Annotated in this window: 12 protein-coding genes; all 12 read left to right on the plus strand. The window is 62.5% G+C overall.

Features of this window, described 5'->3' with window-relative positions; all coding sequences use genetic code 11:
• The first annotated feature begins 131 nt into the window (after nucleotides 1-131).
• The 12 genes from xylA to C5L10_RS03505 all read left to right on the plus strand — a co-directional run bounded on the left by xylA (nucleotide 132) and on the right by C5L10_RS03505 (nucleotide 15452).
• The gene (gene xylA, locus C5L10_RS03445) at nucleotides 132-1442 is read left to right on the plus strand and encodes a xylose isomerase (RefSeq protein WP_105428542.1); all 1311 of its coding nucleotides are present in this window, start codon (nucleotides 132-134) and stop codon (nucleotides 1440-1442) included.
• A 271-nt stretch (nucleotides 1443-1713) separates the two neighbouring features.
• Nucleotides 1714-3237 carry a sugar ABC transporter ATP-binding protein gene (locus C5L10_RS03450; protein WP_105428543.1) on the plus strand — a complete coding sequence of 508 codons (1524 nt, stop codon included), beginning with the start codon at nucleotides 1714-1716 and terminating at the stop codon, nucleotides 3235-3237.
• Nucleotides 3237-4238 (plus strand): ABC transporter permease, encoded by a 1002-nt coding sequence (locus C5L10_RS03455; protein WP_046668311.1) that lies wholly within the window; start codon nucleotides 3237-3239, stop codon nucleotides 4236-4238. Before C5L10_RS03450 ends, C5L10_RS03455 begins: the two co-directional genes overlap by 1 nt.
• 112 nt (nucleotides 4239-4350) lie before the next feature.
• Nucleotides 4351-5301 (plus strand): substrate-binding domain-containing protein, encoded by a 951-nt coding sequence (locus C5L10_RS03460; RefSeq protein ID WP_046668310.1) that lies wholly within the window; start codon nucleotides 4351-4353, stop codon nucleotides 5299-5301.
• A 138-nt stretch (nucleotides 5302-5439) separates the two neighbouring features.
• Entirely contained in the window at nucleotides 5440-6492 is a 1053-nt protein-coding gene (locus C5L10_RS03465) for a sugar phosphate isomerase/epimerase (RefSeq protein ID WP_105428544.1), read from the plus strand.
• 193 nt (nucleotides 6493-6685) lie between these two features.
• Nucleotides 6686-7858: a Gfo/Idh/MocA family protein gene (locus C5L10_RS03475; RefSeq protein ID WP_105428545.1), complete on the plus strand. Its 1173-nt coding sequence runs from the start codon at nucleotides 6686-6688 to the stop codon at nucleotides 7856-7858.
• Between the two features lie 334 nt (nucleotides 7859-8192).
• Entirely contained in the window at nucleotides 8193-9596 is a 1404-nt protein-coding gene (locus C5L10_RS03480) for a GH1 family beta-glucosidase (protein WP_105428684.1), read from the plus strand.
• A 312-nt stretch (nucleotides 9597-9908) separates the two neighbouring features.
• Nucleotides 9909-10949, plus strand: coding sequence for a methionine ABC transporter ATP-binding protein (locus tag C5L10_RS03485; protein WP_105428685.1), 1041 nt, complete (start codon nucleotides 9909-9911; stop codon nucleotides 10947-10949).
• Complete coding sequence (locus tag C5L10_RS03490) at nucleotides 10939-11607, plus strand: methionine ABC transporter permease (protein ID WP_046634549.1); 669 nt, start codon at nucleotides 10939-10941, stop codon at nucleotides 11605-11607. The genes C5L10_RS03485 and C5L10_RS03490 overlap by 11 nt, the downstream gene beginning before the upstream one ends.
• A 78-nt stretch (nucleotides 11608-11685) precedes the next feature.
• Nucleotides 11686-12462: a MetQ/NlpA family ABC transporter substrate-binding protein gene (locus tag C5L10_RS03495; protein WP_105428546.1), complete on the plus strand. Its 777-nt coding sequence runs from the start codon at nucleotides 11686-11688 to the stop codon at nucleotides 12460-12462.
• Nucleotides 12463-12581: 119 nt separating this feature from the next.
• Nucleotides 12582-14780 (plus strand): EAL domain-containing protein, encoded by a 2199-nt coding sequence (locus C5L10_RS03500; RefSeq protein WP_105428547.1) that lies wholly within the window; start codon nucleotides 12582-12584, stop codon nucleotides 14778-14780.
• Nucleotides 14781-15053: 273 nt separating this feature from the next.
• The gene (locus C5L10_RS03505; RefSeq protein WP_105428548.1) at nucleotides 15054-15452 is read left to right on the plus strand and encodes a RidA family protein; all 399 of its coding nucleotides are present in this window, start codon (nucleotides 15054-15056) and stop codon (nucleotides 15450-15452) included.
• The last annotated feature ends 28 nt before the right edge of the window (nucleotides 15453-15480 follow it).

Consider the following 15480-nt stretch of genomic DNA (forward strand, 5'->3'; position numbering starts at 1 on the left):
TTATTGCCCCGAGTTCCGCTTTTCCGATTGGGCAAGGCGGTGCCACCAGCGTTCTCCCCCTTGTGGGGGAGATGCCGGCAGGCAGAAGGGGATCCTTGGCGCTCTCAAATACTCGATAGGAGAAACACCCCATGAGCACAGGCTTTTTCGGAGACATCCAGAAGATCAAATACGAAGGCCCGGACAGCACCAATCCGCTCGCCTTCCGCCACTACAATCCGGACGAGATCGTCGCCGGCAAGCGCATGGAGGATCACCTCCGCTTTGCCGTCGCCTACTGGCACACCTTCACCTGGCCGGGCGGTGACCCCTTCGGCGGCCAGACCTTCCAGCGCCCGTGGTTCTCCGACACGATGGAAGCGGCGAAGATGAAGGCCGATGTCGCCTTCGAATTCTTCCAGCTGCTCGGTTCGCCCTTCTACTGCTTCCACGATGCAGACGTGCGCCCGGAAGGCAATAACTTCGCCGAGAACACGAAGAACCTTAACGAGATCGTCGACTATTTCGAAAAGAAGCAGGCCGAGAGCGGCGTCAAGCTTCTCTGGGGCACGGCGAACCTTTTCTCCAACCGCCGCTACATGTCGGGTGCCGCCACCAATCCGGATCCGGACGTCTTTGCGTTTGCCGCTGCAACGGTGAAGACCTGCCTCGACGCCACCAAGAAGCTTGGCGGTGCTAACTACGTGCTGTGGGGCGGCCGCGAAGGTTACGAGACGCTGCTCAACACCGACCTGTCGCGCGAACTCGACCAGATGGGCCGCTTCCTCAATCTGGTGGTCGAATACAAGTACAAGATCGGCTTCGAAGGCACGATCCTGATCGAGCCGAAGCCGCAGGAGCCGACCAAGCACCAGTACGACTACGACGTCTCGACCGTCTATGCGTTCCTGCAGAAGAATGGGCTCGAGAAAGAGGTAAAGGTCAATATCGAGCAGGGCCACGCGATCCTTGCCGGCCACTCCTTCGAACACGAGATCGCTATGGCGAACGCCTTCGGCATTTTCGGTTCGATCGACATGAACCGCAACGACATGCAGTCCGGCTGGGATACCGACCAGTTCCCCAACAACGTGCCGGAAATGGCGCTTGCCTACTACCATGTGCTCGCCGGCGGTGGCTTCCAGAACGGCGGCACCAATTTCGACGCCAAGCTGCGCCGCCAGTCGCTCGATCCTGAAGACCTGCTGATCGGCCATATCGGCGGCATGGACTGCTGCGCCCGCGGCATGAAGGCAGCGGCGAAGATGCTCAACGATGGTGCGCTGAAGGCGCCGCTCGATGCCCGCTATGAGAAGTGGGACAGCCCCGAATACAGCAAGATGCTGCGCGGCGAATACAAGCTCGACGACATCGCCTCCTGGGTCGAGAAGCAGGACATCAACCCGGAACCGAAGTCCGGCCGCCAGGAATACCTGGAAAACGTCGTCAATCGTTACGTTTGACGAAGACAGAGGGTGAGGCGACGCCTCACCCTCACCAAGCTTGCGCCAGACGAGGTGGCGCCGCAATCACCAACCGGAAGATGATTTGCACAAAACCTTCCTGCACGTTCCCGCTTGGTTTACGGCAAATCTGCTTTACGTACCTCAGAATCTGGGCTAGCGTTCTCATGGGAGGAGCTTGGGTGCAGATTATCATATACAGGCGTGCTGTCGGTAACGCAGCGGTTCGCTGTCGGGCCGTGCGTTGCCCTATGGTCACGGGTGCCGCGCGATGAGTTCTGTGGAGGCGAGCCCAGCCGTGCCGCTCTTCGAAGCGACCGGCCTTTCCAAGACATTCGGCATTGTCGAGGTCCTCAAGGACATCAATATCAACGTCCGCGCCGGCGAGGTCCACGCAATCATCGGCGAGAACGGCGCCGGCAAGTCGACGCTGATGAAGATCATCGCCGGCAATTTGGCCCCGACCCGTGGCGAGATGAGGATAGACGGCGAGACCGTCACCTTTTTCGGTCCGGTCGATGCGGAACATCGCGGCATCGTGCTGGTGCACCAGGAAATCCTGCTGGCGCCGGACCTGACCGTCGCCCAGAACATCTATCTCGGCCGCGAGCTGCACAAGGGCGTTTTCATCGACGACCGCGCCATGAACGAGGGCGCCGCAAAAGCGGTCCGCGGGCTCGGCAGCGACATCGACCCGAACACGATCGTCAGCCGCCTCTCGATCGCCCAGCGCCAGCTGGTGCAGATCGCCCGCGTGCTGCTTGTGCCGCACCGGATCGTCATCTTCGACGAGCCGACCGCGTCGCTGACGCCGCACGAGACCGATGCGCTGCTGAAGGTCATCCGGCAGATCCGCGCCAAGGGCGTCGGCGTCCTTTACATTTCCCACCGTCTGCCCGAGGTGAAGGAGATTGCCGACCGGGTGACGGTCTTACGCGACGGAAAGCTCGTCGCCAGCCATGACGTCAGCGAGCTGCAGCCCGCCGACATGGCACGGCTGATGGTCGGCCGCGACGTCGCAAAACTCTATCCGGACCGCCACGCGGCCGAGGCGCGCGAGACGGTGCTCGAAGTCGAGCATCTCAACGTTCCGGGGTATGCGCAGGATGCGTCGTTCCAGCTGAAAAAGGGCGAGATCCTCGGTTTTGCCGGCCTCGTCGGTGCCGGCCGCACCGAGCTGATGGAGGGCATGGTCGGCCTTCGCACCAGCCGTGGCACCGTCCGCCATCTCGGCAAGCCAGTCAATTTCAGGGACGTGCATGCGAGCCTCAAGGCCGGCATCGTCTATCTGTCCGAAGACCGCAAGGGCAAGGGCCTGCTGCTCACCAAGGACCTGATCGTCAACCTGACGCTCGCCTCGCTCGGCAAGTTCATCGGCGCAATGCAGATCGACCGCAAGCGCGAAAGCGCCGCACTCGACAAGGCGATCCGCGATTTCGACATTCGAACCGGCCGCAAGGACATCCTCGCCGGCCAGCTATCCGGCGGCAACCAGCAAAAGCTGCTGCTCGCCAAGATGATGCTGCTCGATCCGTCGATCGTCATCATCGACGAGCCGACGCGCGGCATCGATATCGGCAACAAGGAACAGATCTACAAATTCATCGCCAAGCTGGCAGAGGAGGGGCGTTCGATCATCGTCGTCTCTTCCGAAATGCCGGAACTGATCGGTATCTGCGACCGCATCCTCGTCATGCGCTCCGGCCGGATCGTCGGCGAAGTGACGGGGGACCATATGAACGAAAACGAAATCGTCGTGCTGGCGACAGGCGTCAATAAAGAGGAGGCCGCGTGATGGCGAATGTCGCTACCGAACCGGCCAAGGCACCGAAGACCTCCAAGGACTGGGACATGGCGGCGATCGCGCCGTTCATCGCGCTCGCCCTTCTCCTGGTGCTCGGCTACTTCGCCAACCCGAACTTCATGACCTCCGCCAATCTTCTGAACGTGGTGACGCGCAGTTCTTTCATCGCCGTCATCGCTCTCGGCGCAACCTATGTGATCACTTCGGGCGGGCTCGATCTTTCGGTCGGCGCCATGCTCGCCTTCGTCGCCAGCCTGATGATCCTGTTCCTGAACTCGGGAACGGTCGCCGACCCGGCGCTGGCCCTGGCTGCCGGGATGGCGCTGGCGATTGCGATCGGCGCCGTCTGCGGGCTCGCAAACGGCCTGATCACCACGGTCGGCCGGATCGAGCCGTTCATCGCCACGCTCGGGACGATGGGCATCTATCGCGGCCTCACCACCTGGCTCAGCCAGGGCGGCGCCATCACCGTGCGTGACCGCGATATTCTGGCGCTTTACCGGCCGGTCTATTCCGGCTCGTTCGTCGGCGTGCCGATCCCGATCATCGTCATCTTCGTCACCGCCGCCATCGCCGCCTTCGTGCTTTACCGCACCCGTTACGGCCGGCATGTCACCGCGGTCGGCTCGAACGAGGACGTCGCGCGTTATTCCGGCATTTCGATCAACCGGGTGCGCACCGTCACCTATGTGATCCAGGGGCTCTGCGTCGCTGTCGCCGTGCTGCTCTACGTGCCGCGCCTCGGCTCGACGTCCGCCACGACCGGCAGCTTCTGGGAACTGCAGGCGATTACCGCCGTCGTCGTCGGCGGTACGGCGCTGCGGGGCGGGGTCGGCCGCATCTGGGGTACGATCTGCGGCGCCTTCATTCTGGAAATCGTCGGCAACATCATGCTGTTGTCCAACTTCGTCAGCGAATACCTGATCGGCGCCATCCAGGGGGCGATCATCATCATCGCCATGCTGGTTCAAAGGTCGCTGATGCGGAGATAGGCCGCTGAAGCGGATTAGCCCGCGAAAGCAGGCCAACGAGAACTGACCGAGCTGATGGGTCGCGCCCGGTCCTGAAATATTAAAGACCCTGATATTGTGGGAGAGAGAAACAATGCGCAGACAAATTTTGGGACTGGCCGTGGCGTCGCTGGCGCTTCTCGCCGGCACCGCCTTCGCACAGGACAAGAAGGTGACGATCGGCGTTTCCATTCCGGCCGCCGACCATGGCTGGACCGCCGGCGTCGTGTTCCATGCCGAACGCGTCGCCAAGCTCCTGATGAAGGAACATCCGGGCCTCAACGTCATCGTCAAGACCTCGCCGGACGCGGCAAGCCAGGCGAACGCCGTGCAGGATCTCGCGGTCCAGGGGCTCGACGCGCTGGTCATCCTGCCGTCCGATCCGGATCCGCTCGTCAACGCCATCCAGCAGGTCAAGGACAAGGGCACGTTCGTCGCGCTCGTCGACCGCGCGCCCTCCGTCAACGACAGCACCATCCGTGACCTCTACGTTGCCGGCAACAACCCGGCACTCGGCCAGGTCGCCGGCGAATACATCAAGAAGACCACGCCGGACGCCCAGGTCGTCGTCATCCGCGGCCTGCCGATCCCGATCGACCAGCAGCGCCAGGATGGTTTCGACAAGGGCATTGCCGGTTCCAAAGTGAAGGTGCTCGACCGCCAGTTCGGCAACTGGAGCCGCGACGACGCATTCAAGGTCATGCAGGACTTCCTGACCAAGCACCCGAAGATCGACGTGGTCTGGTGCCAGGACGACGACATGGCCGTCGGCGTTCTCGAAGCCATCGCTCAGTCCAAGCGCACGGACATCAAGTATGTGGTTGGCGGCGCGGGCTCCAAGGACATGGTGAAGAAGGTCATGGACGGCGACAAGATGATCCCGGTCGACGTGCTCTATCCGCCGGCAATGGTGGCAACCGCCATGGAACTCACCGCCGGCAATTTCTATGACAAGGTCCCGGTCAGCGGCACCTACATCCTCGACGCCACGCTGGTGACGAAGGACAATGCCAAGAACTTCTACTTCCCGGATTCGCCGTTCTGATAACGGCTTCCTGACGAAGATCGGCGGCGCCTGCTCATGTGGGCGCCGCTCCTCCCAACCCTCATTTCTGTGAGCACCACGGGAATGAGGGATTGAGGCTGCCATTTGCAGGTCATCCATTTCGGAAGAGGAAACATCATGAAGACGATCAAGGGCCCGGCCATCTTTCTTGGCCAGTTCGCGGGCGATGCGGCACCGTTCAATAGCTGGGACGGGATCACCAAATGGGCGGCGGACAAGGGTTATGTCGGCGTGCAGGTACCGACCTGGGCCGGCCAACTCATCGACCTCAAAAAGGCTGCCTCCTCCAAGGATTATTGCGACGAATTTGCCGGCGTGGCGCGGGCGAACGGCGTCGAGGTGACCGAGCTTTCCACCCATCTCCAGGGCCAGCTCGTCGCTGTGCATCCGGCCTATGACGAGGGGTTCGACGGGTTTGCTGCGCCAGAAGTGCGCGGTAATCCGAAGGCACGTCAGGCCTGGGCCGTCGAGCAGGTGAAAATGGCGCTGACGGCGTCGAAACATCTCGGCATCAAGGCGCATGCGACCTTTTCCGGCGCGCTCGCCTGGCCGTTCATCTACCCGTGGCCGCAACGCCCGGCCGGCCTGGTCGAGACCGCCTTCGACGAACTCGCCAAGCGCTGGACGCCGATCCTCGACCATGCCGATTCCTGCGGCGTCGACGTATGTTACGAAATCCATCCGGGCGAAGACCTGCATGACGGCGTCACATTCGAGATGTTCCTGGAGCGGGTGAAGAACCATCCGCGCGCCAACATGCTCTACGACCCGTCGCATTACGTGCTGCAATGCCTCGACTATCTCGACAACATCGACATCTACAAGGACCGGATCAAGATGTTCCACGTCAAGGACGCGGAATTCAACCCGACCGGCCGGCAGGGCGTTTATGGTGGTTACCAGGGCTGGGTCGGCCGCGCCGGCCGCTTCCGCTCGCCCGGCGACGGCCAGGTCGATTTCGGTTCGATCTTCTCGAAAATGGCCGCCAACGATTTCGACGGCTGGGCCGTGGTCGAATGGGAATGCGCGCTGAAGAACTCCGAGGACGGAGCCCGCGAAGGCGCCGAATTCGTGAAGGCGCACATCATCCGCGTCACCGAAAAGGCATTCGACGACTTTGCCAGCGGCGGAACGGACGAGGCAGCGAACAGGCGGATGCTGGGGCTTTGAGCGATAACGCGCCCCAGGCATTTCCCCTCACCCTAACCCTCTCCCCGTTTTGACGAGGAGAGGGGACGTGCTCCACGAGGCCGTCGAGGGACCGGCAGGCGGCGTCTTGCGTCCTTCTCCCCGCAAGCGGGGAGAAGGTGGCGGCAGCCGGATGAGGGGCATCCCACTGCAAGCAATTTTTCAGGAGAGATAGATGGCAATTGAAGGCAAGGACGAACAGGCGCGGCAGCCGCGCATCCGGCTTGGCATGGTCGGCGGCGGGGCGGGGGCGTTCATCGGGGCGGTGCATCGCATGGCGGCAAGGCTGGACGACCAGTTCGATCTGGTCGCCGGCGCGTTGTCGTCGACGCCGGAAAAGGCGATCGCCTCGGGCCGCGACCTTGGTCTCGATCCGTCGCGCACCTACGGCTCCTACAAGGAAATGGCGATCCGCGAGGCGCGGTTGAAGGACGGCATCGAGGCGGTGTCGATCGTGACGCCGAACCACGTGCATTTCGAGGCTGCCAAGGAATTTTTGAAGCGCGGCATCCACGTCATCTGCGACAAGCCGCTGACGTCCAACATCGCTGACGCAAAGAAACTCAAGAAGGCGGCCGACGAGAGCGGCGCGCTGTTTATCCTCACCCACAATTACACCGGCTATCCGATGGTGCGGCAGGCCCGTGAAATGGTCGCGAACGGCGATCTCGGAAAGATCCGCGTCGTGCAGGTCGAGTATCCGCAGGACTGGCTGACCGAGGCGGTCGAGCAGACGGGTGCCAAGCAGGCCGTCTGGCGCACCGATCCGGCTCAGTCGGGTGCCGGTGGTTCGACTGGCGATATCGGCACGCATGCCTATAACCTCGCCGCCTTCATTACCGGCCTGACGCTCGAAAGTCTCGCCGCCGATCTGGACAGTTTTGTCGAAGGCCGCCGTCTCGACGACAACGCCCATGTGATGCTGCGCTACGAGGGCGGTGCCAAGGGCATGCTCTGGTGCAGCCAGGTGGCGCCCGGCCACGAAAACGGCCTGAAAATCCGTGTCTACGGCACCAAGGGCGGCATCGAATGGGTGCAGGCGGATCCGAACTATCTGTGGTTTACGCCGTTCGGCGAACCGAAGCGCCTGATCACCCGCAACGGCGCCGGCTCCGGTGCCGCGGCAGGACGCGTCAGCCGCATTCCGTCCGGCCACCCGGAAGGTTATCTCGAAGCCTTTGCGACCATCTATACGGAAGCCGCCCGCGCCATCAACGCCGCCAGACAAGGCGTCGCGGTCGACAAGGCGGTGGTCTACCCGACCGTCGACGACGGCGTGAAGGGGGTTGCGTTCGTCGAGGCATGCGTGGCGTCCTCGAAGAAGAACGGGGCGTGGGTGAAGCTTTAGGCGACTAAATAGCAAGCATCCCCATGATTGGTTGCAATAAATCATGACTCTGTAACGCCTCTCGCCAAGGGAGAGGTAGCCCGAGGTAAGCGCGGCATCCCTAACCCTCCCCTTGTGGGGAGGGTGGCCGGCAGGCGGGAGGGGTTTTCCTGTAGAAGATCCTCACGAAAAAGAAGACCCCTCCCAAAATGGGGAGGGAGCAGGCAGCGGCTCTGCAACGTTTCAGAATTCTCATCTGTACAACTGCGCCCCGCTTGGTTAAACCGCCGCGAAAGGTGGTCCGGCAGACCCCTCGCGCAACAGATATGGCGGCATCCTCATGACCGATCCCAAGATGAGCAATCCCCAGCCTCGCAATCTCAAAACGCCCGCCGCCGAAAAATTCGCGGCAGGGTTTCCCGGTGATTTCCTCTGGGGCGTCGCGACGGCTTCCTACCAGATCGAAGGCTCGACCAAGGCGGATGGCCGCAAGCCCTCGATCTGGGATGCGTTCTCGAAGATGCCGGGCCGGGTCTATCAGGGGCACAACGGCGATGTCGCCTGCGATCATTACAATCGCTGGGAAGAGGACCTCGATCTCATCCAGGAGATGGGCGTCGAAGCCTACCGGTTCTCGATCGCCTGGCCGCGGATCATCCCGGACGGCACCGGGCGGATCAACGAGAAGGGGCTGGATTTCTACGATCGCCTCATCGACGGTTGTAAGGCGCGCGGCATCAAGACCTACGCGACGCTCTATCATTGGGACCTGCCGCTTTCGCTGATGGGCGAGGGTGGCTGGGCGGCACGCTCGACGGCCTATGCCTTCCAGCGTTACGCCAAGGTGGTGATGGCGCGGCTCGGCGACCGGCTGGATGCGGTTGCCACCTTCAACGAGCCCTGGTGCATCGTCTGGCTCAGCCACCTCTACGGCATCCATGCGCCGGGCGAGAAAAACATGCAGGCGGCGCTCGCCGCCATGCACCACGTCAATCTCGCGCACGGCCTCGGCGTCGAGGCGATCCGGCATATGACCCCGGACGTGCCGGTCGGCACCGTCATCAACGCCGCATCGATCATCGCCGGCTCCGAGAGCCCGGCCGATCTCGCAGCTGCTGAGCGCGCCCACCAGTTCCACAACGGCGCCTTCTTCGATCCGGTCTTCAAGGGCGAATATCCGGAAGCGTTCCTGGAAGCGCTCGGAGACCGCATGCCGGTCGTCGAAGACGGCGACCTGAAGGTCATCAACCAGAAACTCGACTGGTGGGGCCTCAACTACTACAAGCCGGACCGCGTCCATGACGAGCCCGCGCGCAGCGGCGATTTCCCCTGGACGATAGAGGCCAAGCCCGCCAGCGACGTCAAGACGGATATCGGCTGGGAAGTTTATGCGCCCGGTCTCAAGCTGCTGGTCGAGGATCTCTATCGCCGCTACGACCTGCCGGACTGCTACATCACCGAGAACGGCGCCTGCTACAATATGGAGCCGGTGGACGGCGAGGTGGATGATCAGCCGCGTCTGGACTATTATGTCCAGCACCTCTCGGTGGTCGCCGATCTTATCAAGGACGGTTATCCGATGAAGGGTTATTTCGCCTGGAGCCTGATGGACAATTTCGAATGGGCAGAGGGCTACCGCATGCGGTTCGGCCTCGTGCATGTGAACTACGAAACCCAGGAACGGACGATCAAGAAAAGCGGCAAGTGGTATCGCGAACTCGCTTCGTTATTCCCGAAGGGCAACCATAAACAGGGCTGATTTCGCAGGTGCGAGAAGATTTTTTCTGCTTTGCGAGATAATTGAAAAAACATCCCTGTCAAACGCAGGCGCATCCGGGCATTTATGCGGCATCGAAAAGGCCGCCGGCCTTACTATTGCCCTCTGGGAAAACGACCAAAATGCTCCGGAAAGTCGCCTGTCATCGAATGTGCCGCCTCGTCCGATAGCTGGACAGCGATAAATATCCGGTGTCGGTCGCCGGGATGATCCGACTTAAATCTGAGAGCTGAAATGACAATCCTTCATACTGCGGTCGAAACCGCGCCGTCTCCCTTGGTAACCGAAAGGCCGATGGTGGCGTTCGAGGCGGTAACCAAGCGGTTCGGCGGTGCCGACGACAAGAGCCAGTTCACCGCGCTCGACGGCATCGACCTTTCCGTGGCGCGGGGCGCGATCACCGGCATCATCGGCCGTTCGGGCGCCGGCAAGTCGACGTTGATCCGCCTCGTCAACGGGCTGGAAAAGGCGACCTCCGGCCGCGTCGTGGTGGATGGCGCGGAGGTGGGCGGCCTGTCCGAAAACGGGCTTCGGGATCTGCGCCGCCAGGTCGGCATGATCTTCCAGCACTTCAATCTTCTCTCGTCGCGCACGGCCTTCGACAATGTCGCGCTGCCGCTCGAGATCGCCGGCCTTTCCGCCAAGGAGATCCGCGACAAGGTGGCGCCGCTGATCGATCTGGTTGGCCTTGGCGACAAGTCGGACCGTTATCCGGCCGAGCTCTCCGGCGGCCAGAAGCAGCGCATCGGCATTGCCCGGGCGCTCGCCACTTCGCCGAAACTGCTGCTTTCGGACGAGGCGACCTCGGCGCTCGACCCGGAAACCACGCAGTCGATCCTGGCGCTGCTGAAGCGCATCAATGCAGAGCTTGGCCTCACCGTGCTGCTGATCACCCACGAGATGGAGGTGGTGAAGACCATCGCCTCCGACGTCGCGGTGATCGACCGCGGCAAGATCGTCGAGGCCGGCCGCACCTTCGACGTCTTTACCGGCGCCAGGCACGAGACGACCCGCTCGCTTCTGTCGGCGGCCCTTGGCACCACCCTGCCGGAATGGATCCGCTCGAACCTGAAGCCGCAGCCGTCTGTCGGCGACCGCGTGCTGGTGCGGCTGATCTTCTTCGGCTCGACGGCCTTTCAGCCGCTGACCGCCCGGCTGGTCACCGAACTCGGCGCCGACGTCAACATCCTCGCCGGCACGATCGAGGAAATCGCCGGCGAACCCTACGGCTCGCTGGTCGTCGCCTATCCGGCCGATCCTGCCGTCACGGAACGCGCCGAACGCTTCTATGCCGCAACCGGTCTTTCCACGGAGGTGCTCGGTTATGTCGCCTGACATGCTCTTCAACCTGCTCCTGAAAGCGCTCGGCCAGACGCTGCAGATGGTCGCGGTCGCCGGCCTGATCGGCGCACTGATCGGCCTGCCGATCGGCGTGTTCCTCGCAACCAGCGGTAAGGGCGAGCTTTTCCCCGCACCGGCCTTGAACCGCATCATCGGGGCGATCGTCAATGCGGCCCGCTCTACGCCGTTCATCATCCTGGTTGTGGCGATCATCCCGTTCACACGCCTCGTCACCGGTACCTCGATCGGTACCTATGCGGCGATCGTGCCGCTGACGGTCGCGACCATTCCCTTCGTGGCGCGCCTTGCCGAAGCGGCGATCCGCGAGGTCGACAAGGGCCTGATCGAGGCTGCGCGCGCCATGGGTGCGACGCCGCTGCAGATCGTCTTCAAGGTGCTGCTCGCCGAGGCCAAACCGGGCCTGACGCTGGCGCTGACGCTCACCCTCGTCAGCCTGGTCGGTTATTCGGCCATGGTCGGCGCGGTCGGCGGCGGAGGCCTTGGCGATCTCGGCATCCGTTACGGCTACCAGCGCTTCATGCCGGATGTGATGCTTGCCGTCGTCGTGGTGCTGATCGTGCTTGTCCAGGCGATCCAGAGCTTGGGCGACGCGCTTGCCCGCCGCTTCGACAAGCGCAACCGCAAGACCTGAAATTATTCCGAAAAACCAGCCTCCCAAGACGCAGACCCAAGAAGACTGGCGCATATAAACAAACCCAAGGAGACACTTATGAAGAAGCTCATCATCGCCGCGGCACTTGCCGCCTTCGCTGCCGCCCCGGCGCTTGCCGAAGACATCAAGATCGGCGTCACCCCCGGCCCGCATGCCCAGATCATGGAAAAGGTGAAGGAAGTCGCGGCCACCAAGGGCCTCAACATCCAGATCCTCGAATTCTCCGACTACGTCGTGCCGAACCAGGCGCTGGCCGATGGCGAACTCAACGCCAATTCCTTCCAGCACCAGCCTTATCTCGACAACCAGGTCAAGGATCGCAAGTTCGACATCGTCGGCGTCGCCCAGACCGTCAACTTCCCGATGGGCGTCTATTCGAAGAAGGTGAAGAGCCTCGCCGACCTGAAGCAGGGCGCCACCGTCGCCATCCCGAACGACCCGACCAATGGCGGCCGCGCGCTGCTCATCCTCGCCGACCAGGGCCTCATCAAGGTCAACGCCGCCAAGGGCCTGAAGATCGGCCCGGCCGACGTTACCGAAAACGCCAAGAAGATCGAGTTCGCCGAACTCGACGCCGCCCAGTTGCCGCGTTCGCTCGACGACGTCGACGCGTCGGTCATCAACACCAATTACGCATTGGAAGCCGGCCTCAACCCGAAGACCGATCCGATCGCCAAGGAAGGCGAAAAGGCCCCTTACATCAACATCATCGCCGTCAAGTCCAAGGACAAGGATGCGGCCTGGGTCAAGACGCTCGTGGAAGCCTATCACAGCGCTCCGGTGAAGGACTTCGTCAACACCCAGTTCAAGGGCGCCGTCATCGCCGCCTGGTAATAATATAGAATTTTCGAAAATACTTGGTGGGCCGGCTCTCAAGTGTGGGGGCCGGCCTTTTCCTTTAACGCTATCTGAAGGAATACCCGCGAAAGATGTAGGGCTTCATGAGGTCTTAGATGCGGCTTCTTCCATCCCGCTTTCGCCGCTCCGCAACACTTGGCCGTCGCTCCGCCGTGACGTCGATGCTACTTGCCTTCGCTGTGGTCGTGGTGCTGGTGACGATCTTCATCCTGACCGCGCTCGACCGCATCGCCGACTATGCCAATCGCCTCGACGACGAACGCTCGCGCGAGACGACCTCCGGCGCGATCCAGACGTTTCAGGAGCAGCTGCATGCGACGCTGAACGACTACGCGGCGTGGGATGACGCCGCCCAGTTCGTCTATGCCGGCGACGATGCCTGGGTCGTCGGCAACTACGGCGACATGACCGCCAACAGCGATCTTTTCGACCTGGCGCTCATCATGGATACGGACCGCAATGTTCTGATGGCCTATCAGGACGGCGCTCCCGTCACCTGGTCGCCGCAGAATTATTTCGACACCTCGCTCTGGACGCTGTTCGACAAGGCAAGCAGCGCCAGCGCCGAAACGGTGCCGGAGGCGGCGGGTTTCGTGGGGACCCAAAAAGGCGTGGCGGCCGTCGGCGTGGCACTCATCCGCCCGAAGTCCGGTGAGCTCGCCCAACCCGTCGAAGGGCGCCGGTTCCTGATCTTTGGCCGGCATCTCGACGAGAAGAAGATCCTGAAGCTCTCGGAAACCTATGTCATCGGGGGGCTTCGTTTTGCCGGTGCCGGCGATACGGTCCCCAACATGGTGGAGATTCGCAATATCCACGGCAAGGCGCTGCAGCGGCTCGTGTGGAATTCGCGCATGCCCGGCAATGCCGCCTATCTGCAGGTCCGGCCGCTTGTCTATTGCGCGTTGGCGATGGTCGGCCTGTTTTTCCTCCTCCTCTTCGTCAGCGGCAGCAATACGCTCAACCGCCTCAAGGCGGACGAGGCGGCGGCACGGCATCTGGCGATGAGCGACCGGCTGAGCGGGCTTCTCAACCGCGCCGGCTTTTTTGCAGCACTCGACGCGCTGGTCCAGCAAAGCCGCCGCAGCAACGAGGACGTGGCGCTGCTCTATCTCGATCTCGACGGGTTCAAGGAAGTCAACGACGCCTATGGCCATGGCACCGGAGACAAGCTGATCCGCGGGGTTGCGGCCGGCCTCAAGACGCTGGTCGGAGAGACGGCGATCCTTGCCCGCGTCGGCGGCGACGAATTCGCCATCGCGCTTACGGCCACGGATATCGGCCGGGCGGTGGAGACGCTGAGCGATCATATTCTCGGCTTCTTCGGCGAGCCCTTCGTGATCGGCGAAAGGGTTGCGACCATCGGCACCTGCATCGGCGTCGCCATCTCGCCGCGCGGCAAGGTCTCCGGCGAGGAACTGGTGCGGCGTTCCGACATGGCCATGTATCACGCCAAGGAAACCGGCCGCGGCCGGACCGAATATTATCGGCCGGAAATGGATGCCGAGCGCGAAGATCGCAACATGCTGGAGATCGACCTCAGGATCGCCATCGAGCGCCGCGAGGTCAACGTCGTCTACCAGCCGGTCGTCGATGCCAGGACATGGCGCATCATCGGCGTGGAGGCGCTGGCGCGCTGGCACCGCACCGGTTACGGCCCCGTGTCTCCCGACGTCTTCATTCCGATCGCCGAATCCACCGGCCTGATCGACCAGCTCGGCCTGTTCGTGCTGCACCGCGCCTGCGAGACGCTGACGCTGTGGCCGGAGCTCAAGCTCGCAGTCAACATCTCCCCCGGCCAGTTCCGCGATCCGGCGTTTGCCGTGCACGTCGCTTCGGTATTCCGCAAGACCGGTGCCGATCCTTCCCGCATCACGCTCGAAATGACCGAGGGCTATTTCATCCAGAACCCGGAACGCGCCCGTGCGGCACTTGCCAAGCTGAAGCAGCTCGGGGTGAAGATCGCGCTCGACGATTTCGGCGCCGGCTTTTCGAGCGTCGGCTATCTGCGCCAGTTCGGCTTCGACCGGATGAAGATCGACAAGTCGCTGGTGCACGCGCTGGAAGAGGGCGGCCGCGCCATCGATCTTCTGCAGGCGACCGTGGCGCTCGCTCGCTCGCTGGAAATCCCGGTCACCGCCGAGGGCGTCGAAACCGAGGCGCAGGCCATACAGCTGCGGCTGACCGGCTGCGACGAACTGCAGGGCTACATGTTCGGCAAGCCGATGTCGTCGCAGGAAATCGACATCATCTACCGCGGCAACCGCCTGCCGGGCGGGATGAGCGGAGCGGCGTAGTTTCATACGCCTTACGTGGGCCACTGCGTTCCGCAGACTTGACCCCGGATTCCATTTCGCCGGCTGAGCGGGTTATTCTCTCCTCTTGATGTTTTCAGGAACATACGCCACGTATGTCAATTGACATACGTGGCGTATGTTGAAATAGGAGACGTGCGCGGCGTATGTAAACGCCCGTATGACGAAGCCAAGGCCGGACATGAACCAAGCCGTGTGCACCATCCCCGGTGGCATCGCGCTGCGGAAACCGGCCTTCCAAAGAGGAATGAAGCAATGAGCTCACGCGAGGCAATCTTTCCCGCCGGTCGGCACGCACTCTATGAGCAGCACCGTTATTCGGCGGCCATCCGCTCGGGAGACCTTCTGTTCGTTTCCGGCCAGGTCGGCAGCCGGACGGACGGATCACCGGAGCCCGACTTCGAACGTCAGGTGCAGCTGGCCTTCGACAACCTGGAGGCCGTCCTGAAGGCTGCCGGCTGCACGTTTCGGGACGTCGTCGACGTCACGAGCTTCCATACCGATCCGCAGAGTCAATTCGAAACCATGATGGCCGTGCGGGAAAAGGTGCTCGGCGAGCCGCCCTATCCGACCTGGACGGCCGTCGGCGTCAACTGGCTTGCCGGTTTCGATTTCGAAATCAAGGTGATCGCCCGGATGCCGCAGGCGGCTTGAAACAGCCGTGATCCGCTCGCGCCAGCCC

The organism is Neorhizobium sp. T6_25 (assembly GCF_002968555.1).
Lineage (GTDB): Bacteria > Pseudomonadota > Alphaproteobacteria > Rhizobiales > Rhizobiaceae > Neorhizobium.

Excerpts from the sequence above, each read along its gene's own strand:
- C5L10_RS03455 (WP_046668311.1), top strand. The coding sequence starts at position 3,237 with ATGGCGAATGTCGCTACCGAACCGGCCAAGGCACCGAAGACCTCCAAG.
- xylA (WP_105428542.1), top strand. The coding sequence starts at position 132 with ATGAGCACAGGCTTTTTCGGAGACATCCAGAAGATCAAATACGAAGGC.
- C5L10_RS03495 (WP_105428546.1), top strand. The coding sequence starts at position 11,686 with ATGAAGAAGCTCATCATCGCCGCGGCACTTGCCGCCTTCGCTGCCGCC.
- C5L10_RS03485 (WP_105428685.1), top strand. The coding sequence starts at position 9,909 with ATGGTGGCGTTCGAGGCGGTAACCAAGCGGTTCGGCGGTGCCGACGAC.
- C5L10_RS03465 (WP_105428544.1), top strand. The coding sequence starts at position 5,440 with ATGAAGACGATCAAGGGCCCGGCCATCTTTCTTGGCCAGTTCGCGGGC.
- C5L10_RS03500 (WP_105428547.1), top strand. The coding sequence starts at position 12,582 with ATGCGGCTTCTTCCATCCCGCTTTCGCCGCTCCGCAACACTTGGCCGT.
- C5L10_RS03480 (WP_105428684.1), top strand. The coding sequence starts at position 8,193 with ATGAGCAATCCCCAGCCTCGCAATCTCAAAACGCCCGCCGCCGAAAAA.
- C5L10_RS03490 (WP_046634549.1), top strand. The coding sequence starts at position 10,939 with ATGTCGCCTGACATGCTCTTCAACCTGCTCCTGAAAGCGCTCGGCCAG.
- C5L10_RS03475 (WP_105428545.1), top strand. The coding sequence starts at position 6,686 with ATGGCAATTGAAGGCAAGGACGAACAGGCGCGGCAGCCGCGCATCCGG.
- C5L10_RS03460 (WP_046668310.1), top strand. The coding sequence starts at position 4,351 with ATGCGCAGACAAATTTTGGGACTGGCCGTGGCGTCGCTGGCGCTTCTC.
- C5L10_RS03450 (WP_105428543.1), top strand. The coding sequence starts at position 1,714 with ATGAGTTCTGTGGAGGCGAGCCCAGCCGTGCCGCTCTTCGAAGCGACC.
- C5L10_RS03505 (WP_105428548.1), top strand. The coding sequence starts at position 15,054 with ATGAGCTCACGCGAGGCAATCTTTCCCGCCGGTCGGCACGCACTCTAT.